At 70.9% G+C, this 24784-nt stretch carries 21 protein-coding genes and 2 pseudogenes; 5 read left to right on the top strand and 18 right to left on the bottom strand.

All coding sequences use genetic code 11. The features are described 5' to 3' along the window. Nucleotides 1-778: 778 nt before the first annotated feature. Nucleotides 779-1228: pseudogene (locus tag ACIRA5_RS16585) on the bottom strand (transposase); the annotation flags it as partial. A gap of 143 nt (nt 1229-1371) precedes the next feature. Between ACIRA5_RS16585 and ACIRA5_RS16580 the strand changes: the two are divergent. Next, nucleotides 1372-2012 (top strand): annotated as a pseudogene (locus ACIRA5_RS16580) (response regulator). 72 nt (nt 2013-2084) lie between these two features. On the opposite strand, the gene ACIRA5_RS16575 reads toward ACIRA5_RS16580, so the two are convergent. The 5 genes from ACIRA5_RS16575 to ACIRA5_RS16555 are packed head-to-tail and all read right to left on the bottom strand — an operon-like array spanning nt 2085 to nt 7023. Next, on the bottom strand, nt 2085-2213 hold the full coding sequence (locus ACIRA5_RS16575) for a hypothetical protein (RefSeq protein WP_403691315.1): 129 nt from the start codon (nt 2211-2213) through the stop codon (nt 2085-2087). A gap of 45 nt (nt 2214-2258) precedes the next feature. Beyond that, nucleotides 2259-3659 carry an acyl-CoA reductase gene (locus ACIRA5_RS16570; RefSeq protein ID WP_403691314.1) on the bottom strand — a complete coding sequence of 467 codons (1401 nt, stop codon included), beginning with the start codon at nt 3657-3659 and terminating at the stop codon, nt 2259-2261. Continuing rightward, on the bottom strand, nt 3656-4999 hold the full coding sequence (locus tag ACIRA5_RS16565; protein WP_403691312.1) for a hypothetical protein: 1344 nt from the start codon (nt 4997-4999) through the stop codon (nt 3656-3658). Before ACIRA5_RS16565 ends, ACIRA5_RS16570 begins: the two co-directional genes overlap by 4 nt. 10 nt (nt 5000-5009) lie before the next feature. Beyond that, on the bottom strand, nt 5010-5768 hold the full coding sequence (locus ACIRA5_RS16560) for an ABC transporter ATP-binding protein (RefSeq protein ID WP_403691310.1): 759 nt from the start codon (nt 5766-5768) through the stop codon (nt 5010-5012). Nucleotides 5769-5784: 16 nt separating this feature from the next. After that, nucleotides 5785-7023 (bottom strand): ABC transporter substrate-binding protein, encoded by a 1239-nt coding sequence (locus ACIRA5_RS16555; RefSeq protein ID WP_403691309.1) that lies wholly within the window; start codon nt 7021-7023, stop codon nt 5785-5787. A gap of 142 nt (nt 7024-7165) precedes the next feature. Here ACIRA5_RS16555 and ACIRA5_RS16550 point away from each other — a divergent pair, with 142 nt between their 5' ends. After that, nucleotides 7166-9883 (top strand): ATP-binding cassette domain-containing protein, encoded by a 2718-nt coding sequence (locus ACIRA5_RS16550; RefSeq protein ID WP_403691308.1) that lies wholly within the window; start codon nt 7166-7168, stop codon nt 9881-9883. A gap of 54 nt (nt 9884-9937) precedes the next feature. Here ACIRA5_RS16550 and ACIRA5_RS16545 read toward each other — a convergent pair whose 3' ends face one another. From ACIRA5_RS16545 to fabG, 5 genes are read right to left on the bottom strand one after another with little or no spacing between them, the layout of a single operon-like run. Then, a complete protein-coding gene (locus ACIRA5_RS16545; protein WP_403691306.1) occupies nt 9938-10732 on the bottom strand; it encodes an SDR family NAD(P)-dependent oxidoreductase in 795 nt (264 codons plus the stop codon). Nucleotides 10733-10748: 16 nt separating this feature from the next. After that, on the bottom strand, nt 10749-11957 hold the full coding sequence (locus ACIRA5_RS16540; protein ID WP_403691304.1) for an acetyl-CoA acetyltransferase: 1209 nt from the start codon (nt 11955-11957) through the stop codon (nt 10749-10751). Beyond that, nucleotides 11954-13396: an OB-fold domain-containing protein gene (locus tag ACIRA5_RS16535; RefSeq protein ID WP_403691303.1), complete on the bottom strand. Its 1443-nt coding sequence runs from the start codon at nt 13394-13396 to the stop codon at nt 11954-11956. Before ACIRA5_RS16535 ends, ACIRA5_RS16540 begins: the two co-directional genes overlap by 4 nt. Further along, complete coding sequence (locus tag ACIRA5_RS16530) at nt 13396-14640, bottom strand: acetyl-CoA C-acetyltransferase (protein WP_403691301.1); 1245 nt, start codon at nt 14638-14640, stop codon at nt 13396-13398. Before ACIRA5_RS16530 ends, ACIRA5_RS16535 begins: the two co-directional genes overlap by 1 nt. A 36-nt stretch (nt 14641-14676) precedes the next feature. Next, nucleotides 14677-15423, bottom strand: coding sequence for a 3-oxoacyl-ACP reductase FabG (gene fabG / locus ACIRA5_RS16525; RefSeq protein ID WP_403691300.1), 747 nt, complete (start codon nt 15421-15423; stop codon nt 14677-14679). 128 nt (nt 15424-15551) lie between these two features. Here fabG and ACIRA5_RS16520 point away from each other — a divergent pair, with 128 nt between their 5' ends. After that, nucleotides 15552-16778 carry an acyl-CoA dehydrogenase family protein gene (locus ACIRA5_RS16520; RefSeq protein WP_403691299.1) on the top strand — a complete coding sequence of 409 codons (1227 nt, stop codon included), beginning with the start codon at nt 15552-15554 and terminating at the stop codon, nt 16776-16778. Here the strand turns inward: ACIRA5_RS16520 and ACIRA5_RS16515 are convergent. Both ACIRA5_RS16515 and ACIRA5_RS16510 read right to left on the bottom strand, forming a co-directional pair. Continuing rightward, nucleotides 16765-17343, bottom strand: coding sequence for a DUF2889 domain-containing protein (locus tag ACIRA5_RS16515; protein WP_403691298.1), 579 nt, complete (start codon nt 17341-17343; stop codon nt 16765-16767). The two genes, ACIRA5_RS16520 and ACIRA5_RS16515, sit on opposite strands and share 14 nt — an antisense overlap. Further along, the gene (locus tag ACIRA5_RS16510) at nt 17340-18158 is read right to left on the bottom strand and encodes an enoyl-CoA hydratase-related protein (RefSeq protein WP_403691296.1); all 819 of its coding nucleotides are present in this window, start codon (nt 18156-18158) and stop codon (nt 17340-17342) included. The genes ACIRA5_RS16515 and ACIRA5_RS16510 overlap by 4 nt, the downstream gene beginning before the upstream one ends. A 177-nt stretch (nt 18159-18335) precedes the next feature. Between ACIRA5_RS16510 and ACIRA5_RS16505 the strand changes: the two genes are divergently transcribed. Together ACIRA5_RS16505 and ACIRA5_RS16500 are read left to right on the top strand one after the other, a co-directional pair. After that, nucleotides 18336-19139: a FadR/GntR family transcriptional regulator gene (locus tag ACIRA5_RS16505; RefSeq protein ID WP_403691294.1), complete on the top strand. Its 804-nt coding sequence runs from the start codon at nt 18336-18338 to the stop codon at nt 19137-19139. A gap of 102 nt (nt 19140-19241) precedes the next feature. Further along, nucleotides 19242-20423 (top strand): amidohydrolase family protein, encoded by a 1182-nt coding sequence (locus tag ACIRA5_RS16500; protein ID WP_403691293.1) that lies wholly within the window; start codon nt 19242-19244, stop codon nt 20421-20423. A 35-nt stretch (nt 20424-20458) separates the two neighbouring features. On the opposite strand, the gene ACIRA5_RS16495 is transcribed toward ACIRA5_RS16500, so the two are convergent. Genes ACIRA5_RS16495 through ACIRA5_RS16475 form a run of 5 tightly spaced genes read right to left on the bottom strand, consistent with a single transcriptional unit; the run spans nt 20459 to nt 24780 of the window. Further along, the gene (locus ACIRA5_RS16495) at nt 20459-21556 is read right to left on the bottom strand and encodes a serine hydrolase domain-containing protein (RefSeq protein ID WP_403691291.1); all 1098 of its coding nucleotides are present in this window, start codon (nt 21554-21556) and stop codon (nt 20459-20461) included. Then, a complete protein-coding gene (locus tag ACIRA5_RS16490; protein ID WP_403691290.1) occupies nt 21549-23024 on the bottom strand; it encodes a class I adenylate-forming enzyme family protein in 1476 nt (491 codons plus the stop codon). Before ACIRA5_RS16490 ends, ACIRA5_RS16495 begins: the two co-directional genes overlap by 8 nt. Before the next feature lie 4 nt (nt 23025-23028). Beyond that, on the bottom strand, nt 23029-23451 hold the full coding sequence (locus tag ACIRA5_RS16485; RefSeq protein WP_403691288.1) for a MaoC family dehydratase: 423 nt from the start codon (nt 23449-23451) through the stop codon (nt 23029-23031). Continuing rightward, nucleotides 23448-23900: a MaoC family dehydratase N-terminal domain-containing protein gene (locus ACIRA5_RS16480; protein WP_403691287.1), complete on the bottom strand. Its 453-nt coding sequence runs from the start codon at nt 23898-23900 to the stop codon at nt 23448-23450. The genes ACIRA5_RS16485 and ACIRA5_RS16480 overlap by 4 nt, the downstream gene beginning before the upstream one ends. Before the next feature lie 28 nt (nt 23901-23928). Further along, nucleotides 23929-24780: an enoyl-CoA hydratase-related protein gene (locus tag ACIRA5_RS16475; RefSeq protein ID WP_403691286.1), complete on the bottom strand. Its 852-nt coding sequence runs from the start codon at nt 24778-24780 to the stop codon at nt 23929-23931. Nucleotides 24781-24784 lie beyond the last annotated feature (4 nt).

Genomic DNA, 24784 nt, shown 5'->3' with positions numbered 1-24784 from the left:
ACCGGCACCTGCACCACCTGCCACCGCCCCCTGCCCAGAACATCCCCCACCAGCCAGAACCTCAGAGCCAGAGCAACCTAACGGAGTCCTACTAGTGCTGTGGCCGCATACGTTGCCGCCGTGCGCACCACCGTCGGCGCACCGGCAGAGCAGTGTGTCCCGGGGCTGCTGGTGCGCGGCCTCGGACATGGGCCACGTCCCGGGCCCTCCCTTGCACGGGGAGGACCGGAGCGGCCCGCGTAGGCCTGGCAGCTCTCCCCTGAGGGTGGTTCCTGGCGAGAGGCCCCGTCCCGGTCTCGGCGGTCCGACCCCTCAGCTCTCGTCGATGAAGACGCCGGAGAGCTGGAGCGCCGGGGTGATGTCGGTGAAGTCGGGGATGCCTTTGAAGATCTTCGTGCGGGCTTCGTCCGTGTGCGCTTCGGCAAAACCCGTGCGCGGAGTGACGCAAGGCGCTATCGATGACCCCGAACGGGGTCGATGCCTTCGCCGTTGCTCGAGACCAGCCCTTGCGAGCAAGTAGCCCGTCTGAGCAGGCAACTTCGAAGTGCGCTTCCGTGAGACGGAAGCGGTATTGCGGCCTTGCGAGGCCCTTGCAGACGATGACGCCACGCCACAGAGACGGGAGCCAGACGCCATGCCGCACATGACCGCCTTCGCCAGGAACCAGTGGTACAGCTAGCGCACCTTTCTGACGCGTGAATAGAACCTGGTCAGGGTGGGTGTGGGCGCGCTGGGTGCCCGGTGGCCGCGGAGGACCGCCGGGTCTCCGGGTTGCCGGTCAGGCTGCGTTCTCCCTCGGGTTGAGGGTGACGGTGTAGCCGAGCTGATTGAGCTGGTTGATGGCCCGGCGGGTGGCGCGTCCGGGGTCGCGCTGGGTGAAGTAGGCGCTGCCGAGTTCGTGATAGGCGACGTGGTCGGTGAGCATGTGCCAGATCGCGGTGATGATCGAGTGCTCGACGGCGACCAGTGCCCGCAGCGGGCCTCGGCGGGCGGCCAGCCGCCGGTAACGGGCTTGGAGGTAGGTGTCTTTGGTTCTGACCGCGCCGAACGCGGCGAGTCCGAGTGCACCTTTGAGGTAGGGGTTGCCGGGCCGGACTTTGGTGTTCTTGGTGCGGCCGGCGGACTCGTGGTGGCCGGGGCAGACTCCGGCCCAGGACGCGAGGTTTTTGGCGGAGGCGAAGCGGGTCATGTCGCCGCCGGTTTCCGCGATGATCACTTCGGCGGTTGCCTGGTTGATCCGCGCGCGGCTGCGGGACCACGGCAGTGATCTTGAAATGGGCAGCGCGCCGGGCGTGGCACCCGGGTCCGGGCGACCGTACCCACCAGCGCGTGGTCCAGCCCAGCCCTGCTGGCGTCCGCGGCGATGGTGTGATGACGAACGCCCCGCTGCGCCTGCTCGTGGCAGACGACCACGCGGCGGTACGGGCCGGGCTACGGGCCCTGTTGGAAGGCGAACCGGGCCTCGAAGTGATCGCGGAGGCCGGCAGCGGCGAGGAGGCGGTTCGCCTGGCCCTCCAGCACGCACCCGACGTCGCCCTGATGGACCTTCGGTTCGCGGGTCCCGGCCGCGGCATCGACGGGATCGAAGCGGTCCGTCGGCTGACCGCAGCGGCTCAGAGTATTCCCGTGATCATACTCACCAGCTACTCCCACCGCGCAGATGTCGTCCGCGCGCTGGAGGCCGGGTCACGCGGCTACGTATTCAAAGCGGGGCCGCCCGAGGAACTCTTCCGCGCCGTACCCGGTGCGGCGGGCGGCGGCCTGGGCATCGCGCCAGAGCTCATCGGCGACCTGGTCGGCCAAGTCGTTTTTCCCGCAGCGGACTTGACCGAGCGCGAGAAGGACGTCGTCCGGCGGACGGCCACAGCAACCGTGCCATCGCCGAGTCCCTGTTGCTCAGCGAGGCCACCGTCAAGACTCACCTCGTGCGCATCTACCGGGAACTCGGGGTCGACAGCAGGGCAGCTGCGGTTTCGGAGGCGGTCCGCAGAGGAGTACTCGAACTCACGTGAGAGGGACCGGCGCCGGCTCGTCACGACGCCGACCTGGTCTTCGGGCTGCCGCAGCGCAGTTCCGGAGACGGGCTACTCCGACGTGCCGGTCGCGTCAGGCCCATCGGCGGGCAGCAGGATCAGGTCCAGGAACTGGTGGAGCGGTCCGATGATGTCGCGGTCCTCGTTCAGCAACCACTTCACCTGCAGGCCGTTCAGCACGGCATCCAGGTCCGCTGGGGCGAGAACTCCGCGATCCCCTGGGCATCACTCGTCGTTCACCCAGCGCATGAGCCGTTGCAGTGGGTAGAAGCCGTCGTGGGAGAGACCCGGTTGCATGCCGCCCGCTCTGCCGAGGGACACGACGCGCTGGACTCCGGCACAGGCTAGGGCGTCGCGCAGTTCCGGTTTGCGGGTGTCGGGGTAGACGCCGACCGTCTGTGTGGCGACCCCGGCGTGTGGGACGGCCTCGGACAGGGCAGCAACCGGGACGACGTTGACGATCTTTCCGTCGGGATGGAAGTCCACCGGTTCCGGAGAACGGATGACCAGGCCCCGACCGTCGTACCCGCCCCACACCCGGTAGTCGGGCGCCAGGGAGCGCAGCACGTCGATCTCCTCGCAGAGTTCCGGGGCCACCCGCGGGCCGCCGGCCGAGCTGAACTCCCGGGCGACGCCGAGGCGTTCGCACAGCAGCGCGGCATACCGGTCGGCGTCCTCCTGCGAGCCCTCGACGAATTGGAAGCGGCTGGCCACGCAGGCCTGCTGGTTGAAGAACGTGGCGTCGGCGGCGCCGACGTCGGCCGCCAGGGCCAGCGACTCGGGCGAGTGGAACGCCTCGCAGCCGATCAGCGAGATGGAGGTCTTGGGGTCGAAGGACACGAGCTCGAACCCCGGACCGACGTACCGCAGCGCCCCGCGGATCGTGGACTCGCCTCCCCAGGCGACCAGCTTGTCGAAGAACTGCGGGCGGAACAGCACGCCCTCCACCGTCTCGTCGCCGCCGCGCCAGTACGCGGCGGAGAACGAGCGCACCACCGGGTGGCCAGGAGCCACAGCGGCCATCGTGCGCAGGATCGCGGTCGCCGTGAACAGGTCGTTCGAGGGCAGCTTGAGGAGGTTGACGCCCTTGGTGAGGGCTCCTCGTACGACCGACATCGCGGCGACGCCGGGTGCGTTGCCGGCGATGATGTGCACCAGGCGCGGCGGGAACGCGCGGGTGGCCGCGATCCGGTTCTCGGGCAGCCGCATCTCGCGCCAGCCGTCGAGCACGTCCGCACCGCCGAGTTCATGGTCGATCTGCGCATACAGGCCGGGGCGTTGGAAGCTACGCCACAGGACGGCATAGGCGCGTTGCAGCACCTCCGCAGGGAGCGGGCTGACCTGGACCATGCGGTCCAGGGCCTCGGCGAGCAGCCCCTCGCGGTCCACTTTGAGAGCCTCGCCGGTCTCCACCAGCAGGTCGATGATCTCCGCCACGGGCACGTGGAAAGCCGGGCCCGGTTCGGTGCGGGGCCACACGAGGCGGTCCAGGTCGAGTGCCGGTGCGGTGAAGGCGGCGTCCGAGCGGCCGTGGGCGGTGTGCGGGCCCGCGTCGACCTCGCCGCGAATCACGTGGACGACGGCCACTGCATTCGCCGCCGTGCCGTCGAGTGTCGTGGGCGTCATCCGTGGATCATCCCCCGCACATAGGAGTCGAGTGTCGCGGCGCAGGTGATCTTGTCGTCGCCGCCGAGGTCTCCGTAGCGCTGGATGTCCGGCAGGACGACGGGGCCGGCTCGGCCGCAGTCGCACGGCGAGAAGTCCACGAAGACGCGGTCGCCGCTGATAAGTCCGCCCCAGCGGCCTTCCAGGGAGACGTCCAGGAAGGCGAATCGCCCCTCGACGACGCCGTGTTCGGCGTTCAGGAGCGTCTCGCCGGGCTCGTCCAGGACGAGGGGGATCACCCACGGCGGTACGTGGTACTTGCCCTTCTCGCAGGCGAGGCAGGAGCCCTGGAGTTCCGTCATGCCGTAGCTACGGACGCGCCGCACGCCGTCGTAGAAGGCGGCGAACTGTGCCTGGTAGTCGTCGGGCAGTGCGCGTCCCTTGTTGCCGCCGCCGCTCAGTACCAGGGTGTCGGGGTGCAGGCTCCCGTCGGGCACGCCTCGGGCCCGCAGTGCCTGGATCAGTGTGAACTGCTGGTTGTTCATCCCGGCGATCAGCAGCGGCTCGTCGCGGTGGGCGGCGATGTCGTCGACGATCCGGGCGACGGCCGCGCCCAGCTCCTCCTCGCGGTCCTGGGAAGCGGTCTCGAAGGAGCTGATCTCCTGCGGGGTAGCGGTGCCCTCCGCCATGCGGCGGCGCAGCAGCGCGCTGCTCATCAGCTCGGAGACCCGCATCGGGTCCTCGGTGAGCAGCCGGGTCTCCTCGGGCCGGGCGAAGACGTCCGCGTGCCATCGGAAGCCGTCGATGGAGCGCATCGGGCCGCTCGCCGGCGCGAGCAGGTAGCCGCGGCGGGTGGGCTTCGGCGGGAGCGGGTCGGGCCAGCAGGTGAGGTGTTCCAGGATGTCGTGCAGGAAATCCAGGTCGCTCGCGGCGCAGTTGAGGAAGGACACCTTTCCGGAGGTGCCGCTGGTGATGTACGGACGGTGGCCTGCGGCCGTGATGCGGTCGGTCCACTCGTCGATGTCTCGTACGCCGTCCACGTCGACGTCGCCCGGCTCGACCGCCGACACGGTCGTGTACCAGCGCAGGAGCCGGTCCCACCGGCCGCTGGTGATGAGGGAGACCGGGTACGACTTGTAGCTGGTGTGCGAGAACAGCAGCGGCACGAGGTCGTCGAGACCGGTGATCTCGTGCACGCCGGTCTCCTGCGCCCGGGTGCCCAGCAGCGGGATGCGCTCGCGGTGGGCAGTGAAAGCCTCCCGTGCGGCTTCGAGTTGCAACTCCCTTGTCTGCGCTCCGGGTTGGTCGAACGGGTCGCCGGACAGAACCAGGGATCGGATCTGCTCGCGTGCGCTTTCCACGGCATCCACCTCATTCAGTTGCGTACGACTTCTTTTCCTCGGCCGTCGCTACGGCAGCTGTCTTCTCGGCCCCTGTCTTCTCGGCGAGGTAGGACGACTCGATCGCGTCCAGGTTGCCGCGCAGTTCCTGCGGGGTGCCGGTCATAGTGATGCGGCCGCGGTGCAGGACGTACACGCGGTCCGCGATGTCCAGCACCTTGCGTACGTGCTGTTCGACCAGCAGGGCGCCGAGGCCCTGGTCGGCCGCCTCGCGCACCGCGCGCAGGAGACGGTCGACGACGAGTGGTGCGAGACCGAGGGACAGCTCGTCCGCGAGGAGCAGCTTGGGGGCGCGGCCCAGCGCGCGGGCCAGCGACAGCATCTGCTGCTCGCCGCCGGACAGCATGCCCGCGCCGGTCTTCAGTCGTTTTTCGAGTTCGGGGAAGAGTTCCAGGGCCTGTTGGGTCGCCACCCGGCCGACCCGCAGGTTGTCGGCGGTGTCGAGCCGGGTGAAGACCGCCCGCTCTCCGACGTACGCGAGGCCCTGGCGGGCACGGCGGTGCAGCGGTGCGCGGCTGGTGTCACCCAGCCAGCGGACCTCGCCGCCCATCGGGGTCAGGTCGCCCGAGAGCACCCGGAGTGTCGTGGTCTTGCCCGCGCCGTTGGGGCCGAGCAGGGCGACCACCTCGCCCGGGCGGACCTCCAGGTCGAGATCGCGTACGACGGCTTGGGTGCCATATCCGGCGGACAGGGCGCGGGCTTCGATCAGGGGTGGTCCGGTGTCATGCACGGCCGTTCTCCTTCGGTCAGCCGGCCGACTTCGCCGTCAGCACCTTGCGGACGTCGACGAAGGTCGACCCCTCCTTGGCCCACTCGATCTTCCCGTCGCGGATGGTGAGTTCGGTGGCGGTCGTGTTGTGGATGCGGTCCAGCCCCTTGATGGGCAGGGCGGTCGACGTCTTCCAGGTCAGGGGCGGAGTGAGACCACCGGTGTCGATGCCCGAGGTGGTGTTCAGCTCCTGCACCAGGGCCTTGGACGAGATCGCCGGCAGTTTCCCGGCCGCCTCGGTGAGGACCTTGAAGGCCACCCAGGTCGTTTCGTTCGCGCCGTTGCTGGTGTCGATGTCCGTGCCCTTGGCGGCCTGGACGAAGTCCTTCCACACGGCGTCGGCGGTCGGCGGGTAGTAGCCGGTGATCGCGGCGCCCTCCAGCGGGCTGCCGCTGCCGCCCGTGGACTCGGCCAGCTCCGGGGTGAGGTTGCCGACGACACTGCCGAGCTTGGTCTTGGCGCCGGACTGGACGTACGACTTCACGAAAAGGTCCGAGTGCGTGCCCAGGATGACGCTCACGCAGTCGCTGCCCTTGGTCGCGGCGGCGACCTGCGGGGCGAGGTCGGTGGCGGTGACCGGCACCTTGAGGTCCTTGGGCGCCGCCCCGCCGGCGAAGGTCACGCCGAGGGTGAGGAACTGGGAGACGATGGCGGCGGCCGCGAGGTCGTACCGTACGCCGGAGATCTCCTTGCAGCCGTCCTCCACGAGCTGCTGCCCGTGCGCAGCGAACACCGCCGGGGTGCCGCCGTTGACCGGGAACGAGAGGGGGTTGGAGAACTCGGCCGCCGAGACGCCGGTTCCGCCGATGTAGGGGATGCCGGCCTTCTGGAGGATGGGCATGTAGCGGTCGCCGGCGAGGCTGTAGGAGCCGACCACCGCGACCACCTTCTCGGCGACCGCCTGCTGGGCGCACTTCTCCGCCTCATCGGGGTCGTTCTTCTCGTTGCAGGTGATGACCTTCAGCGGGCCGCCCTTGATGCCACCGTTGGCGTTGATCCACTTCTCGTAGGCCTGGGCGGTGAGCCGGACCCCGGGCTGGGCGCTGCCCTGGGTGTCCTCCGGGTTCCACACCATCACCTTGACCGGTGTGCCCTTCAGGGAGGAGGTCTCCGTCGAACTGCCGGCCGCCTCGCCCCCGCAACCGGCGGCAAGCAGGACTGCGGTCACCGCGAGACAGCTCGCTGCGGCACTTGTGCGTCGGCGTGAGTCGTTCATGGTCCCTCCGCGGGGCTCGCGCCCGAATGGGCGACGTCGAGATGCCGAACAGCATGGGGTGCGTTTTGAGGTTAGTGAAGTACTCTCGGCACAATTATTTAAATGAATGCACTGTCTCGCCTCGTCTCTGGGAGGTTCCCCGATGGACGACGTCCTGCGTTTCGCACTGCTCGGCCTGGGGCTCGGTGCGCTCTACGCGCTCACCGCGCACGGCATCGTGCTGGTCTACCGGGGCTCCGGGGTGCTGAACCTCGCGCACGGCGCGATCGGCATGGCGGGCGCCTACGTGCAGTGGGAACTCACCGTCGAGCACGGCGTCCCGTACTGGCCCGCAACCGGGTGCGGGGTCCTCGCCTCCGCGCTGCTGGGTGTCCTCACCCATCTGCTGGCGCTTCGCCCGCTGCGCCGGGCATCCACGCTGGCCCGGCTGGTCGCCACGCTGGCGGTGTTCATCGTGCTCACCGCGATTGCCGTGAAACGCTACGGCGACAGCCTCCAGTTGGTGCCGGGCAAGCTGCCCACCCGGCTGCTGACGATCGCCGGGGCGACGGTCTCCGAGGACCGTCTCTGGCTGCTCGGCATCGCGGTCCTCGTGACCGTGATCCTCCATCTCCTCTACAAGCGCACCCTGTTCGGCCTCGGCACGACCGCGGTCGCGGAGAACGAGGGCGCCGCCGCCTCGCTCGGCTGGTCCCCGGATCTGATCGCCACCGGCAACTGGGCCCTGGGCTCGGCGCTCGCGGGACTGACCGCCATCCTGATCGTGCCGGTCATCGGCCTGTCGGTCACCGGCCTGACCACCCTCCTGCTGAGCGCGCTGGCCGCCGCCCTGGTCGGCAGGTTCTCGTCGTTCCCCGTCACGCTGGCGGGCGGGCTGGTCATCGGGATCGTCCAGTCCGAACTCACCCGCTTCGGCTCCGACGTCACCGGCCTCGCCTCCTCCGTGCCCTTCCTCTTCATCGCCCTGGTACTGGTCGCACGCGGCCGCGCACTGCCGCTGCGCGGCACGTTCCTGGACCGACTGCCCGCCCTTGGCACCGGCAGGGTGCGCCCCGTGCCGCTGGCGCTGGCCGTCGCGGTCGGGCTGCTGCTGGTGAGCCTGTCGACACCACTGTGGGCCGACGCGATCACCAACACGCTGGTGCTGTCGATGATCATCCTGTCGATCGTCGTGGTGACCGGTTACGCGGGACAGGTCTCCCTCGCGGCCTACGCCCTCGCCGGAACGGGCGCCTTCATCGCGGGGCACACGGCGGCCGACTGGGGCTGGCCGTTCGAACTCGCCCTGTTGGCGGGCGTGTTGGGGACCATCCCGATCGGCCTGCTCTTCGCGCTCCCGGCGGTCCGCACCCGTGGCGTCAACCTCGCGATCATCACCCTCGGGCTCGGCACCACACTGGAGGCGATGGTCTTCCAGAACACCGACCTGTCGACGACCCCGGGCAGCGACGGCATCGCGGTGGGCGAGCAGACCCTCTTCGGGATCAGCATCTCCGGTATCGACCATCCGCAGCGCTACGCCGCCGTCGTACTCGTGCTGTTCGTCGCGGCCGCCCTCGTGGTCGCCAACGTGCGGCGCAGCCGCACCGGCCGCCGACTGATCGCCGTACGGGCGAACGAGCGGGCCGCCGCCGCCCTCGGAATCGACGTCCGCGCGGCCAAGCTCTACGCCTTCGGCCTGTCCTCGGCCGTCGCCGCGCTCGCCGGAGTGCTCACCGGCTTCCGCTCGACCTCGGTCGTCTTCTCCGACTTCGCCTCCTTCGACTCCATCACCGCGCTCGGGCTCGCGGTCATCGGCGGCGTCGGCTTCCTCGCCGGCCCGCTCTTCGGCGCGACCTTCGCCGCCGGCACGGTGGGCGCGCGCTTCGGGGACCTGGTGCTGCCCGGGCTGAGCGACTGGATGCCGCTGATCGGCGGGACCATCCTGGTGCTGACCCTGGTGGGCAACCAGGACGGCATCGCGAAGGACGTCGGCAGACAGACGGAGGGCATCCGACGCAGGCTGTTCCCCAAGCGCGCTCACCCCGCGAGCATCCGGACGGACATCGCACGGACAGCAGCGGAGGAAACAGCCGCGCCGAACGTACCCCGCGCCGCACCGCTCCCTCTCCACGTGCGGGATCTGACCGTGCGCTACGGCGGTGTCGTCGCCGTCGACGGGCTTTCGCTGGACGTCGAGCCGGGCCGGGTCGTGGGGCTCATCGGGCCCAACGGCGCCGGCAAGACCTCCGCCATCGACGCCGTCACCGGCTTCACCGCCGCGTCCGGCGGGGTGCGCCTGGGCGACCGAGAGGTGACGCGGCTGCCGGTGCACCGGCGGGCCGCGGCGGGACTGACCCGGTCCTTCCAGTCGCTGGAACTGTTCGAGGACATGACGGTCCTGGACAACCTGTACGCGGCCTGCGACCGGCCCGGCCGATGGGCGTGGCTCACGGACCTGATCCGCCCCGGCGGCCGCCCGCTGCCCTCCCATGTGCGCGTCGCTGTACAGGAGTTCGGCCTCCAGGACAGTCTGGACCGGCCGGTGGGCGACCTGTCGTACGGGGAGCGGCGGCTGCTGGCCATCGCCCGTGCGGTGGCGGCCTCGCCGTCCGTGCTGCTCCTCGACGAACCGGCCGCGGGGCTCTCGGACGACGAGACACAGGAGCTGGCCCACCTGGTACGGAGGCTCGCCGAGGACTGGGGCATGGGAGTCCTGCTCGTCGAGCACGACGTCGACATGGTCATGAGCGTCTGCGACCAGGTCGTCGTGCTGGACTTCGGGCGCCGGATCTGCGCCGGCACACCGGAGGAGGTGCGCCGCGATCCGGCGGTGCGGGCGGCCTACCTGGGCGACCTGGAGCCGGAGACGGTGTCCTGAAACGGCCCGGAGGCGCCTCCCGTGCGGGAAGCGCCTCCGGCCCTGCTCGTGGTCTCAGGCGTCGCGCAGATCCGCGACGTACGGCTGGTGGGACAACAGTCCGCCGTCCACGCGCAGGGTGTGCCCGGTGATGAAGGCCGACTCGTCGCAGGCGAGGAAGACGACCGCCGAGGCCACGTCCTCCGGCTCCCCCAGGCGCGGCGTGAGGTGATGGCGCAGCATCGCCTCCCGGATCGCCCCGTGCGCCGAGCCGGAGCTCGCCGGGGTGACGATGAACCCCGGCGCGATGGCGTTGCAGCGGATGCCCTGCTTGCCGTACTGCGTGGCGACGTACTGCGTGAGGTTGATGAGGGCTGCCTTGGAGGCGCCGTACGCCGGGTTGCGCAGGTCGCCCGCGAGGCCGGAGCCGGACGAGGTGTTGATGACCGAGCCGCCACCGCGGGCGATCATGTGCGGGACGGCGGCCTGGATGGCGACCATGGTGCCGCGGAGGTTGATCCGCATCGTGTCGTCCCAGACCGCCGGGTCGGCCTCCACGACGGCGAGGTCCTGGCGGGCGGCCAGATGTGTGGCCGCCGCGTTGTTGTGCAGGATGTCGAGGCCGCCGTATGTGTCGACGGCGGCGGCCACCATCGCGCGTACGCTCGCCACGTCACCGAGGTCGACCGGGACCGCCGTCGCGGAGCCTCCGGCAGCGCGAATCTCCTCCGTCACCGTCTTGGCACCGTCGAGATTCAGATCGGCGACCACCGTGTGCGCGCCCTCGGCCGCCACGCGGCGTGCGGTTGCCGCGCCGATGCCGGAGGCGGCGCCGGTCACGACGGCAATCTTGTCGACGAGTCGTCCCATGGGCGAACTTCCTTTCCTAGTCGGTGAGTTCGCTGCCCACGACCGACACGAAGGAGACGCATTCGCCCGGTCCGCCGCCGAGGTTGTGGGTCAGGGCGAGTGAACGCCCCTGGGCCACGGACTTCACCGTCCGCTCGGGCGGTGCCTCGCCGCGCAGCTGCAGCCACGCCTCGAACATCATGCGCAGGCCGGAGGCCCCGATGGGGTGGCCGAAGGCCTTCAGCCCGCCGTCCGGGTTGACCGGCAGCGCGCCGTCCAGGTCGAAGGCCCCGTCGGCGACGTCCTTCCACGCCTGGCCCCGGTCGGCGAAACCGAGGTCCTCCATCAGCACCAGCTCCGTGGGGGTGAAGCAGTCGTGCACCTCGGCCAGGGCGAGTTCGACGCGCGGGTCGGTGATGCCGGCCTGCCGGTAGGCCTCCTGGGCGGAGGCGACGACCTCGGGGAAGGTGGTGAAGTCGTACTCCGGGTCGAGGAGCCCGTCCGCGGGTCCGGCGACGAAGGACAGCGCCTTCACGAAGATCGGCTTGTCGGTGTACTTGTAGGCGTCCTCGACGCGTACGACGATCGCGGCGGCCGAGCCGTCGGAGACCCCCGAGCAGTCGAACACGCCGAGCATGCCCGCGATGATCGGGGCGGACCGGATGCGCTCCAGCGGGACCTCCTTGCGGAACTGGGCGCGGGGGTTGCGGGCTCCGTTGACGTGGTTCTTCCAGGCGATGCGGGTGATGACGTCCTTCATCTCGTCGTCCGCCAGTCCGTACTTGGCCGCGTACGCGGGGGCGAGGAGGGAGAAGTTCGCCGGGGCGGTGATCTCCCCGCGGCTGTCGTCGCCTGCGCCCGGGATGGCGGTGCCGGACAGCCCGGACATGCCCGAGTCCTTGAGCTTCTCCACGCCGACGGCCATCGCCACGTCGTACGCCCCGGAGGCGACGGCGTAGCAGGCGTTGCGCAGGGCCTCGGAGCCGGTCGCGCACATGTTCTCGACGCGGGTGACCGGCTTTCCCGGCAGGTGGAGCGCCCGGCTGAGGGTGAGTCCGGACACGCCGGAGGCCTGGGTGCCGAACCAGTACGCGTCGATGTCGTCGAGGGTGATGCCGGCCGAGGTGACGGCCTCGCCGACGGCGTCGATCAGCAGGTCGTCGGTCGAGCGGGTCCAGTGCTCGCCGAAGGGCGTGCAGCCCATGCCGACGATCGCGACCCGGTCCCGGATTCCGTGCGAGCTCATCCGTGTGTCTCCTCGCTCTCGCCGCCGGTGCGCACCGGCCGGGCCTTCCAGAAGTAGTTGTGGACGCCGGCGGCGGTGACCGTGCGCCGGAACGTCATCTCGACCCGGGCGCCGATGACGGCGTCCGCCTCGGTCGCGTCGGTCAGCTGGCACCGGAACCGGCCGCCGCCGTCGTAGTCGACGACCACGACGAGCATCGGCGGACTGGGCGTGTGGGCCAGCCGGTCGACGGTGAACGTGGCGACCGTGCCGCGCACGTGCTGCATCGGTTCGTCGGTCATGGCGTCGACGCTGTGGCAGGAGGCGCACACCCGGTCCGGCGGCAGATGCCGGGTGCCGCACTTCTCGCAGCGAGCGGCGACGAAGCCGTACTTCCAGGCGGTGCGGCGGTGGGCGGGCGGGGCGTAGGGCGGCTCGGGGTCCGGGCGTCGGGGTGGCTCGCGGTCGAGGAGGCCGCGCCAGGACAGGTATGTGGCGTACGGCATCGGGGCGCTGCCGGCGGCGATCTGGTCGGCGACCGGGCGGGTGCTGCGGTGGGCCGGTAGCGCGTCGGTAGTGCGCAGCAGGAGGACTCCGGCGCCGTCGCCGAGCACCACGAGGGCGATGGTCTCGCCGGGTGCGGCACGGTCGAGGACGTCGGCGAGGAGCAGGCCGGGCTGGGCGGTGCCGGCGTTGCCGATCGCCGCGGTGAGGTCCGGGGTCACCGCTTCGGGACGGGTGCCCGCCGCCCGACGGACGGCGGCGCACGCGCGCGCGTGCAGGCCGGAGACGATGAGGTGGTCGATGGCGCCGCGATCGAGCCCGGCCTGGTCGAGGGCGGCGGTGAGCGCCTTGTCGGCGAGGGAGACGTAGATCTCCTCGGCGAAGCGTTCCTCCCAGACCCGGGAGGCGGGCGCGCCCGGCAGTCGCCAGCGGTCCAGGATCTCGTCGCTGACCGTGTCGTGGGCGAGCAGCTCGGCCAGGACGGGCGCGCCGTTGCGGTGGCCGCCGAAGACGAACGCCGCCGCGCCGTCCCCACCCGCGACCTCGTCGCTGCCGCCGGGCAGCCCGGTGCGCAGGTCCGACAGTACGGTCAGGGTCGGCACGGCGGAGCGGGCTGCGGTGACCAGGGCGCCGAGTCCGGAGCGTACGGAGCCCGCCATGTCGACGGCGAGGACGTGCTCGTCGAGGCGGAGCGCGGCGTGGACGGCGGTCGCGTTGGTCTTGTCGAGGTAGGCGGGTGCGGCGGTGGCGAGGAAGAGCTGGCCGACGCGGGGGCGCAGGCAGTCGCGGGCCAGCGCGGTGCGGGCCGCCTCGACGGCCATGGACGTGGTGTCCTCGTCATAGGCCGCGACCGCGCGGGTGCCGCGTCCGGCCGGTGTGCCCAGCGTGGCCGCGACATCGGCGCGGGCGAGGCGGTGGTACGGCACGTGGACGCCGTACGCGATCAGTCCGGGCATCAGCGTCCTCCAGGAGTGTCGTTGCCGGTCCGTTCGAAGACGGCTGCCAGGCCCTGTCCGCCGCCCAGGCACATGGTCTCCAGGCCGTAGCGGGCCTGGCGGCGGTCGAGTTCGTGCAGCAGGGTGGCGAGGATGCGGCCGCCGGTGGCGCCGACGGGGTGGCCCAGTGAGATGCCGGAGCCGTTGACGTTGAACCGCTCGAAGTCGGTCTCGGTCAGGCCCCATGCACGGGTGCAGGCCAGCACCTGGGCGGCGAAGGCCTCGTTGAGTTCGATCAGGTCGATGTCGGCGAGCTTCAGCCCCGCGCGCTCCAGGGCCTTGGCCGTGGCGGGTACGGGCCCGATGCCCATCGTCTGCGGCGGCACGCCCACGACGGCCCAGGAGAGCAGACGGCCCAGCGGGCGCAGTCCGAGTTCGGCGGCGCGTTCGGGGTGGGTGACGACGCAGAGCGAGGCGCCGTCGTTCTGCCCGCTGGCGTTGCCGGCCGTGACGGTGGCCTGCGGGTCCTGGCGTCCGAGCACCGGACGCAGCTTCGCGAGCTTGTCCAACGAGGAGTCGGGGCGCGGGTGTTCGTCGGTGTCGACGATGGTGTCGCCTTTGCGGGACCGTACGGTGACGGGCACGATCTCGTCGGCGAACCGGCCCTCCCCTTGGGCCGCGACGGCCTTCTCGTGCGAGCGCAGGGCGAGTCGGTCCTGCTCCTCGCGGGGGATGGCGTACTCGCGGCGCAGGTTCTCGGCGGTCTCCAGCATGCCCCCGGGTACCGGGTGGTTGACGCCGCCGGAGGTGACACGGCCGCGTGCCAGCCGGTCGTGCAGTGTGGTACCGGCGCCTCGTACGCCCCAGCGGACGCCGGTGGTGTAGAACTCGGCCTGGCTCATGGACTCGACGCCACCGGCCAGGACGAGGTCGCTCGCTCCGGTCTGCACCTGCATCGCCGCGGTGATGATGGCCTGGAGGCCGGAGCCGCAGCGGCGGTCGATCTGGAGTCCGGGTACCTCGACCGGGAGGCCGGCGTCCAGGGCGGCGACGCGGCCGATGGCGGGTGCCTCGCCGTTGGGGTAGCACTGGCCGAGCAGGACGTCGTCGACGGCGGCGGGCGGTATGCCGGTGCGTTCCAGCACGGCGCGGACGACCGTGGCGGCGAGTTCGGCTGCGGTGACGTCGCGGAAGACTCCGCCGTAGCCCCCGACGGGGGTACGCACGGGTTCGCAGATCACCGCGTCACGCAACAGGGCGGGCATCCGTGGTGCCTTTCGTGAGAAGGAGGGGAAGGGGGGTCACATGTACCGGCCGCCGGTCACCTCGACCACGGCTCCGGAGATGTAGCTCGCCATGTCGGAGGCGAGGAAGAGGACGACCTGGGCGACCTCGGCGGGTTCGCCCGCGCGGCCCAGGGGGATCTCGGCGAGCTTCGCGTCCCAGGCGGCCGGGGGCATCGCTTCGGTCATGGCGGTGCGGATCAGGCCGGGCTGTACGGCGTTGACGCGGACGCCCGCCTTGGCGAGTTCCTTGGCGGAGGCCTTGGTGAGGCCGACGAGTCCGGCCTTGGCGGCGCTGTAGTTCGTCTGGCCGAAGTTGCCGACCTTGCCGGCGATGGAGGAGATGTTGACGATGCTGCCGCCCTGTCCGTGCGCCCGCATCGCCTCGGCGGCGTACCGGGTGCCGTTCCAGGCGCCGGTCAGGTGGACGTCGACGACGGCACGGAAGTCGGCGAGGTGCATCTTGCGCAGGGTCGCGTCCCGGGTGATCCCGGCGTTGTTGACCATGACGCCGACCGGGCCGAAGGTGTCGGTGCAGTGGGCCACGAGGGCGGCGACCTCGTCCTCGTCGGTGACGTCGCAGCGCAGCGAGGTGGCGGCCACGCCGTTCTTGGCGAGGCGTTCGGCGGCCTCGGCCGCGGCATCCTCGTTGATGTCGCCGAGGACGACACGTGCGCCCGCGGCGCCGAGGACACCGGCGATCTCGAAGCCGATGCCCTGTGCGCCACCGGTGATCACCGCGTTCCGGCCGTCCAGCAGTCCCATGTCAGCCCGCCCCTGGCTCGACGCTATTCCTCTTAAATAGATAACCTATTATGCTGAAACAATCAATACAGCGATCGGTTGTGCGGGATCAGCTGTGCGGGCAGGCGCCGGACGAGGAGCGAACACAGGTGGACATCAGCTATCCCCCACAGACCGAGGCGTTCCGCGGCGAGGTCAGGGCGTTCCTCGCCGAGGCTCTGCCACCGGGCTGGAAGGGCATCGGGGCCCTGGACGAGGACGCGGCCTGGGCCTTCGCCCGCGACTGGCGCGGCCGGCTCGTCGAGCGCGGATACCTCTCCCTCACCTGGCCCGAGCAGTACGGCGGCCGCGGCCTGTCCAAGCTCCACCAGGTGGTCCTGATGGAGGAACTCGCCCTGGCCGGAGTGCCGTTCGGGCTGCCGCAGGACACCTTCGGCGTGAAGATGCTGGCGAACACGCTGCTGCGCTGGGGCACGGAGGAGCAGAAGAGGCGCTTCCTTCCCCGCATCCTCAGCGGCGAGGACACCTGGTGCCAGGGGTACTCGGAGCCGGACGCCGGTTCCGACCTGGCCTCCCTGAAGACCCGCGCGGTGCCGGAGGGTGAGGAGTGGGTGATCGACGGCCAGAAGGTGTGGACCTCCGGCGCCCATCACAGCGACTGGATCTTCGTCCTGGCCCGCACGAACCGGGACGCGTCCAAGCACCGCGGCATCTCCTTCCTCCTGGTCCCCCTCGACCAACCCGGCGTCGAGGTACGCCCGTTCCGCATGATGAGCGGACAGCTGCACTTCAACGAGGTGTTCTTCAGCGGCGCCCGCACCCGCGCCGATCTCGTCGTCGGCGGCGTCGACAAGGGCTGGACGGTCGCGCAGAGCCTGCTGGGCGTCGAGCGCGGGGAAGAGGCGGCGACCAACCCGATCCTGTTCCGGGCCGAGGTGGAACGACTCGTGGAACTGGCCCGGCTGTACGGCAAGGACCAGGACCCGGCCGTCCGGCAGCGGATCGCCTGGTGCTGGTCCAAGGTCGAGATCATGCGCTGTCTCGGCTACCGGATTCTCACCGGGTGGCTCAAGGGCGCCGAGCCCGGTCCCGAGTCGTCGATCGCCAAGCTGTACTGGAGCGAGTACCACACCCAGGTCACCGATCTGGCGATGGACATCATGGGCCTGCACGGCCAGGTGCCGGTCGGCCGGCCCCCCTTGCGCACCTATCGCACCGACGACCCCGGCGCCGCGAACTCCTCGGCGTCCTGGTCGACGACGTATCTGATCGCCCGCTCGGGCACGATCTACGCGGGCACCTCGCAGGTGCAGCGGAACATCCTCGCGGAGAAGGTGCTGGGGCTGCCGCGCGAACCGAGGATCACGGCCCCGTAGGCCGCTCGAAGGTGCTGAGCTCCGGGACCGGCCGCGGACCGGTACCCGGGCGCCAGCCCGCGTCGAGTTTGCGCAGGCCCGCACCGTCCGGCGCCCAGATGTGGCAGCTGTTCAGCACCGCGGCGGAGGTGCGCGGGTCGTCGCCCAGATCGCCCGCCGCCCGCTGGCGCGCGTTGACGGACATGGCCGCCTGCACCACCGCCGGGCCGAGCGCACGGGTCAGCTCGTACAGATGGGAGCAGCCCGAGACACCCCGGAACCGCTCCTGGATCGCCCGGTTGTACCCGGCGGCGACGCTCAGTCCGACCAGATCCCCGAAAGCCGGTGCGATCAACGGGCACTCGGCGTGCGGGAAGCCGCGCATCTCCGCGTCGGCGGCCACGACGACCATGTCGGCGAGGCGCACCCGCACCGCCAGCACCATCCGGTGGACGACCCCGCCCGGCGGCTCCTCCCACGGACGCTCGTCGCACAGCTCCGCCTCGACGTGGATCTCGGCGCCGTCCTCCTCGTAGGCGGTGACGGTGATCGCACGGCGGTGCAGCGCAAGCGGTGAGCGCGTCATGACGCCGCCCCCGACACCGTCTCGCCCAGCCCCGCGAACTCCGGCTCCCGGCGCTCGATGAAGCTGAGCACGCCCTCGCGGTAGTCCGGGGCGCGTTTGGCCACGGCCAAGAGCGCGGCCGCGCTGTCGCGGCTCTCCGTGAAGGACCTCGCCTGGTCGTCGGCGAGCTGCCGTTTGATGAGGGACATCGCGTACGGGCTGGCCGAGCGGGCCAGTTCGGTCGCGTAGGCGAGGGCCGCCGGGAGGAGTTCGTCCGGCTCGACAAGGCGGTTGACCAGCCCCATCGCGTGGGCCTCCGTCCCGGTGAGCCGGCGTGAGGACAGCAGCAGGTCGGCGGCGTTGCCGTGGCCGACCAGCCGGGGCAGGATCCAGGACACGCCGTCCTCGGCCACCAGTCCGCGTGCGCTGAAGGCCGCGGCGAACTTGGCGTGCGGCACGGCGAACCGGACGTCGCACATCAGGGCCTGGTTGAAGCCGATGCCCGCACAGGCGCCGTTGACGGCCGCCACGACGGGCTTGGCGGAGATCATGGGGCGGGTGCGCGGGGGCAGCCGGTCGGTGGGCCACGGGCGGGCGCCGGACGACGCCCCGTCCAGCACGCTCATGTCCATGCCGGGGCAGAAACTGCGCCCGGCGCCGGTGAGCACCATGGCCCGGACCCGTGGGTCCGCCTCCGCCCGGTCGAACAGCTCGTTGTAGAGCAGCTCCATCTCCAGCGTCCAGGCGTTGTGGCGCTCCGGCCGGTTCAGGGTGAGGAGCATGACCCCGTCGTCGGTGAGTTCGGTGAGGATCACCGGGGTCGGATTCTCGGTCATCCAGGTCACTCCCACGGGCCCGTCGGTTTTATAGCTAGATGAATCATCTATATACCAAAGACCGGTCGGGGCACCAGATCCGGCGCCGCCGAGAGAAGATCAACCAACCCTTGACCTGGTACCCTCGATGCACTAAGACGATTCATTTTGCTATATCCCGAATAAGGAGTGCCCACCGTGGCCGAGGCAGCCCGCGCAAGCGAAACGGCGACCGTGCCCGCCCCCTTCCGCAACCGCGTCGGACGCCAGGTGCGGGTCCCGAAGACCGCCGAGCTGGTCGCCGCGCACCTGCGCCGCCAGATCGTGCGGGGCGAGCTGAAGCCGGACGACGCGCTGCCGCCGGAGTCGGGCCTGATGGAGCAGTTCGGCATCTCGCGGCCGACGCTGCGCGAGGCGTTTCGCGTACTGGAGTCGGAGTCGCTGATCACGGTGCGCCGCGGCGCCCACGGCGGCGCCCGGGTGAGCGCGCCGGACTCTGACGTCGCCGCCCGCTTCGCCGGCCTGATCCTCGAGTACCGCGGGGCCACCGTGGGCGACCTCTACCGCGCGGCGGCCCTCATCGAGCCGCCCTGCGCCCGCCAGCTCGCCACCAAGCACACCGCGAGCGACATCAAGCAGCTGCGCGACGCGGTGGCGGCCGAGAAGGCCGTCCTGGACGACCCGCTGGCCCTGGTCGAGGCGCAGGACGCATTCCACGCCCTGCTGGTCGAGCTCACCGGCAACCAGACCCTGATCCTGCTGTGCGGCATGGTGCGCAACATCATCGACCGGGCCAACGCCTCGTACACCGCGGCCGCCGTCGACGCCGAGGCCCAGAAGGCACAGGCCCTCAAGGGGCACCGGGCGCACGTACGGATGGTCGGCCTGATCGAGTCCGGCAAGGCGGACGAGGCCGAGAAGCTCTGGCAGCGGCACATCTCCAGCGCCGACGACGTCGTGAACTCCGTCGCCCCCAAGACGGTGCTCGAACTCCTCGGCTGACCCCGCCCCGACCCCGCTTTCCGCCACCCCCTTGCCCCAGCAAAACAGTTAGATAATTATAGGAGGCGTACCGATTAGCTACGGGGTCCGGAGGCGACGGCCATGGCCGAACAGCGCAAGCCCATCTTCGACTGCGACCAGCACATGTACGAGGAGCGGGACTCATTCACCCGCTATCTCCCGAAGGAGTTCCTCGGCGCGGCGGTCGCACCTGTGACACTGCCGGACGGGCGGGAGGTGATTCTCGCCGGGGACCGGATCGTCGTATGTCTGGAGCCGGAGTTCGGGCAGGTCTACCGTCCCGGTTCACTGAAGGAGATGCTCAAGGCGATGGCCTCGGGCAATCCGGAGGAGACCTACCAGTTCGAGCCGATGCACGAGTCGTACCAGAACCGCGACGCCCGCCTGCGGGTCATGGACGAGCAGGGCCTCGACCAGTCGATCATGTACCCGGGCGGCTGGGCCCTGGTCGCGGAGGAGTACGTGAAGGGCGTGGAGCCGCTCTACGCCAACTACCACTCGTTCAACCGGTACATGAACGAGGTGTGGGGGTTCAACCACCAGGGCCGCATCTACGCCCCCGCCCTGCTGTCCCTGCGCGATCTGCCCAGCGCGGTCAAGGAGTTGGAGTACGTCCTGAACGAGGGCGCCCGCTTCATCCTGCTGCCCACGGGACCGGTGTACGGCCGCTCGCCGGGCGACCCGTACTTCGACCCGTTCTGGAAGCTGGTCAACGAGGCCAAGGCCAGCGTCTGCTACCACATCAGCGAGTTCTACTACAACTCGCAGGTGGCGCCCTCCTGGGGCTTCGACCCCCACCCCATCCACTTCCGGATGTCGGCCTGGCAGTGGCAGAACACCTACGGCCAGCGCCCCGTCGAGGAGACGCTGTCCGCGCTGATCTTCGACAACCTCTTCGGGCGCTTCCCCGACATCAACGTCCTGGTCTCCGAGTTCGGCTCCGAGTGGGTGCCGCATTTCGTGCGCCACATGGACAAAAGCCGGGGCATGGGCCGCAACGGCCCCTGGATCGGCGGGCAGTTGGACGAGCGTCCCAGCCAGGTCTTCCGCAAGCACGTCCGTGTGGTGCCCTATCCCGAGGACGACATCGTGGGTGTGGTCAAGCGCCTCGGCTACCACGAGTCCATCGTCATGGGCTCCGACTTCCCGCACGCAGAGGGACTGGCGCAGCCGGCCGACTTCCGCAAGCTCATCGCGGAGCTCGACGAGTCCGCGCAGGACGACATCATGTACAACAATGCTCAGCAGCTGATCAGCCGCTGAGCGTAGAGCGACCCCGCCTGGCGGCGGGCCTGGTACTAACCGACCAGGCCCGCCGCCAGGTTCGCGATGTCGGTGAGGAAGGCGGTGCCGCGCGGGGTCTGGTCATAGCCTGCGAGCGGGTAGCCGTTGCTCAGGCAGGCGAAGGACAGGCCGGACTCCGGGTCCATGAAGCCCAGTTGGTACGCCGCTCCCGCGCTGCCGAAGAGCGCGGGTGAGCCGGTCGAGGGCAGGTTGCTTCCCGCGTCCGGGCCGGCCACGGTCACGAACAGCCCCATGCTGGTACGGCGACTGCCGCCGCCCCCGTAGATCCGCTCCCCGTACGGGTGGGCGGTCAGCCTGATCCGGGTGCCCTCCGCCACCGCCTCCGGCTTCCACAGGCCGGAGTGGACCAGCGCCTGGAAGTAGAGCGCGACGTCGGCGGCGGTGGCGACCAGGGCGTGGCTGGGCTCTCCGGCCGCCAGGACCTTCGGGTCGGACAGGTACCACGGCCCCCAGGGGTCGGGTTCCTGGTCGTCGTCGGTGCGGTCGGTGGCGAGCATCGGGGCGACGCTGCCCGGCTGCCGGTCCACCGGCACCCCCAGCTCGATCGACGCGAGCCCCAGCGGCGCCACGACCCGCTCGCGCAGGTAGTCGGCGAAGGCGAGGCTCGTGCGGCGCTCGACGATCTCGGCGACGATCCAGGCCGCCGAGGTGAGGTGGAACTGGAAGCGGCTGCCCGGCGGGTAGTCCAGCCGCCAACGCCCGAAGGCGGCGAGCCGCTGCTCGCGGTCGAGCATCTTCGGGTAGCCGAGGGGCGCGAAGGGGAAGCCCGCGGTGTGCGTGAGCACCTGCTCGACCGTCACCGTCTCCTTTCCGAGGGGCGCGAACTCCGGGATGATCGCGGCGACTTGCTCGGCCACGTCCAGGAGCCCGTCACCGATCAGCTTCCACACCACGCCCGCGACGATCGACCGTCCGACGGACTGGAGGACGTACCGGGTACCGGGGTGGGCGTCGCCGTAGGTCTCGAAGGCCACCAGCCGCCCGTCGTGGGCGACGGCGACCTGCGCGGACGGCAGCGGGCCATGCTCGACCTCCCGACGGATCCGGCCCAGCAGGGTGTCGAGGCGGAGCGGGTCGACGGGGTCAGGCACGTGTTCCTCCTTCCTGCGGCTCCCGCAGCCGGCGGCGGACGACCTTGCCGTTGGCGTTGCGCGGCAGGTCGTCCACGAACCACCAGCGGACGGGGACCTTGAACCCGGACAGCCGGGCGCGGGTATGGCTTCTGAGCGCCGCCGGGTCCGGCGGGGCGCCGGGATCGGCGGGCACGACGAAGGCGACGACGGTCTGCCCGAGCCGCTCGTCGGGCACGCCCGTGACCGCGACGTCCGCCACGCCGGGATGCGTGGTCAGGACCGTCTCGACCTCCAGCGGATGGACGTTCTCGCCGCCGCGGATGATCATGTCGGTGCGTCGGCCGAGGAGGTAGAGGTAGCCGTCCTCCGCGATCCGGCCCAGGTCGCCGCTGTGCAGCCAGCCCTCGCCGTCGATCCGGAAGAGGTGATCGGCGCGGGCGTGGATCTCGCCGACGCCGTCGGGCCCGGCGTCGTCCACCCTGACCTCGACCCCGGGGGCGGGCCGGCCCACCGAGCGCAGCAGCTCGGCGCGCCCCGCGACCGCATCCCGGTGGTCCTCGGGGGTGAGCACACTGATCGGTGAGCCCTCGGTCTGGCCGAACATGTTGAGCATGCGGACGCCGGGCATCGCCTCGTACGTCCGGCGCAGGGTGCCCGGGCGGACGGGCGCTCCCCCGTACTGGAGGGTCCGCAGCGTCTCGTGCCGGGCCTCGCCGGCCGCCAGCAGGGTCTCCAGCATCGCCGGGACCATGCTGGTGTGTGTGGTGCCGAGGTGCCGCAGCAGGGCCCAGCCTTCGACGGTGAAGCGGGTCAGCCCGGTGATCAGCGCACCGGCGGCAAGGGCGACGGCGATGTTGCCGAGGCCCGCGATGTGGTGGAAGGGCGCGCTGCCGCCGTAGAAGCTGTCGGGGTCGAGGGCGCACAGGCTTCCGTTGACGCGGGCGCGGGCGGCCAGGCGTCGCTGGCTCATGGGGACGGGTTTGGGCAGGCCTGTCGTGCCGGAGGTGTGGAGGACGGCGGCGAGGCCGTCCGGCCCGGCCGTCAACTCCCGTGCTCCCCTGCGCAGTTCGGGCACAACGCTGAGACGCCGGCCCGAGAGCGCGGCCACCTCACTGCCGAGGTCCGCGAATTCGGACTGTGCCAGCAGGACGTGCGAGCTCGTCGCCTTCACCACCGTGGCGATCTCGTGCGCGGTCATGCGGACGCCGAGCGGTGCGAGCGGGTGGCCGGATCCGGCGCCGCCGATCACCAGGGCGAGGGCGTCGGCGGAGGTGGCGACCAACGCGGGGACCGGCACGCCGGGTTCGAGGCCGAGGGTGTCCAGCCAGTCGGCCGCGCCGGCCGCGCGGTCTAGGAGTTCGCGTCCGGTCCAGGTCAGTTCACCGAACCGGACGGCGGGCCGGGCGTGGTCGTAGGCGCGGCTCACCAGCCCGGTGAACGTGTCCGCCGTGCCCCGCGTGTCCCGCGTTCCCTGCGTGCCGTTCACCGGCTCAGGGCTCCAGGCGGGCCGCCGCCGTGCCGGTGACCACCTCGACACCGTCCTGGTTGACGGTACGCAGCGAGAAATGGGCGACCGGTCCGGCGCCGGTGTCCTCGACCGACTCGACGGTGGCCGTGGCCGTCAGGGTGTCGCCGGGCCAGACCTGTGCCTTGAAGCGGACGCCGTAGCGCAGCAGCGCCTCGGTGCCGACCCAGTCGGTGAGCACGCGGCCGGTCATGCCCATCGTCAGCATCCCGTGGGCGAAGACCCCGGGGTAGTCCGCGGCCTCGACGGCGAAGCGCTCGTCGGTGTGCAGCGGGTTGAAGTCGCCGGAGGCACCCGCGTACTGCACGATCCGGGTGCGCTTCAGGTCCTCGACGAGGACACCCTCGCGGGTCTCGCCCACTTTGATCTCGTCCGCGCTCAGGCTCATCGGGCATCCTTCGGAGTCGCGGGGCCCTCGGGTACGACGGCCACGGTGACGGCGCTGACGACCGGCTCGCCGTCGGCGTCCCGGTACTCGGTGATGCGCTCACTGAAGAGGAGACGGCCGCTGCGGCCCTGTTTCTCCCAGCTGCGGCCGAGGGCGTTGTGCGCGTAGAGCGTCTCGCCGGCGCGTACCGGGCGGTGGTACTCGAAGTGCTGCTCGGCGTGCAGCCCGCCGCCGCCCTCGCCCATCACGCCGGGGCCGCTGCCGGACCCGAACCACTCCTCGTCCGGCCCCGGCCGCAGGTGGTAGTCGGGGTCGTAGTGGGCACTCGCCATGGTGAAGGTGGGAGGCGCGAGGGCGCTCGCGCCCTGGAACGCCGGGTTCTCGTCGCCGATGGCGCGGGCGAACATCATGATGTGCCCGGCCTCGACGGGGAACGGTTGCCCTGTCATCGTCGTGCTCCTCGGTCGAAACAGCAGGTCAGTACGGCAGGAACGCGTCGCGGGTGGCCTCGTCCGGGTCGAAGTCCGGCGGCAGGCCCTCGAACTTCGGCTCCCGCTTCTCCATGAAGCTCGCCACGCCCTCGCGGAAGTCCGGCGAGCCGGCGAAGAACTCCATGGCGGAGTAGGAGCGGGCGAGCGAGTCGGTGAAGGTGCGGTCGAGGTCGCCGTACACCTGGTGGCGTACGACGGCCATGGCGCGCGGGGAACAGTTGCGGGCGATGTCCCAGGCGTAGGCGCGAGCGGCGTCCAGCAGGTCCTCGGGTTCGACGACGCGGCTGACGAGGCCGAGGTCCTTCGCCTCGTCGGCGTCGAAGACCCGGCCGGACAGCAGCAGGTCGAGCGCGTTCTCCAGGCCGATCACGCGCGGCAGCACGTACGGCAGGTTGTACTCGCCGGCCAAGCCGCGCCGGGTGAAGGCGGTGGTGAGCCGGGCCCCGCGGGCGGCGAAGCGGATGTCGCAGATCAGCGCCTGGACCAGGCCGATGCCCGCGCAGGCGCCGTTGATGGCGGCGATCATCGGCTTCGGCAGCGGCCGCGCGCTGTACATGGGGACGCGGGCCCGGAGGTTCAGGGACTGGCCCGGCTGGGCGTTCTGCTCCAGGCGCTGGACGTCCATGCCGGGGCAGAAGGCCCGGCCCGCGCCCGTGATGATCACGACACGGACGGCCGGGTCCTGCGCGGCCTCGTCCAGGAGCGCGAAGAAGCGGCGCTCCATGGGGATGCTCCAGGCGTTCTTGCGCTCGGGCCGGTTGAGGGTGACGGTGGCGACGCCGTCCTCGTCGACCTCGTACAGCACCAGGTCGTCGTCCTGGGCGGGCTCGTCAGTCATCACG

This window comes from Streptomyces sp. NPDC096311, from assembly GCF_044763085.1.
Taxonomy (GTDB): Bacteria; Actinomycetota; Actinomycetes; order Streptomycetales; family Streptomycetaceae; genus Streptomyces.
Note: the sequence above shows the minus strand (reverse complement) of the source record. Positions and strands in the feature narration are given on the sequence as shown.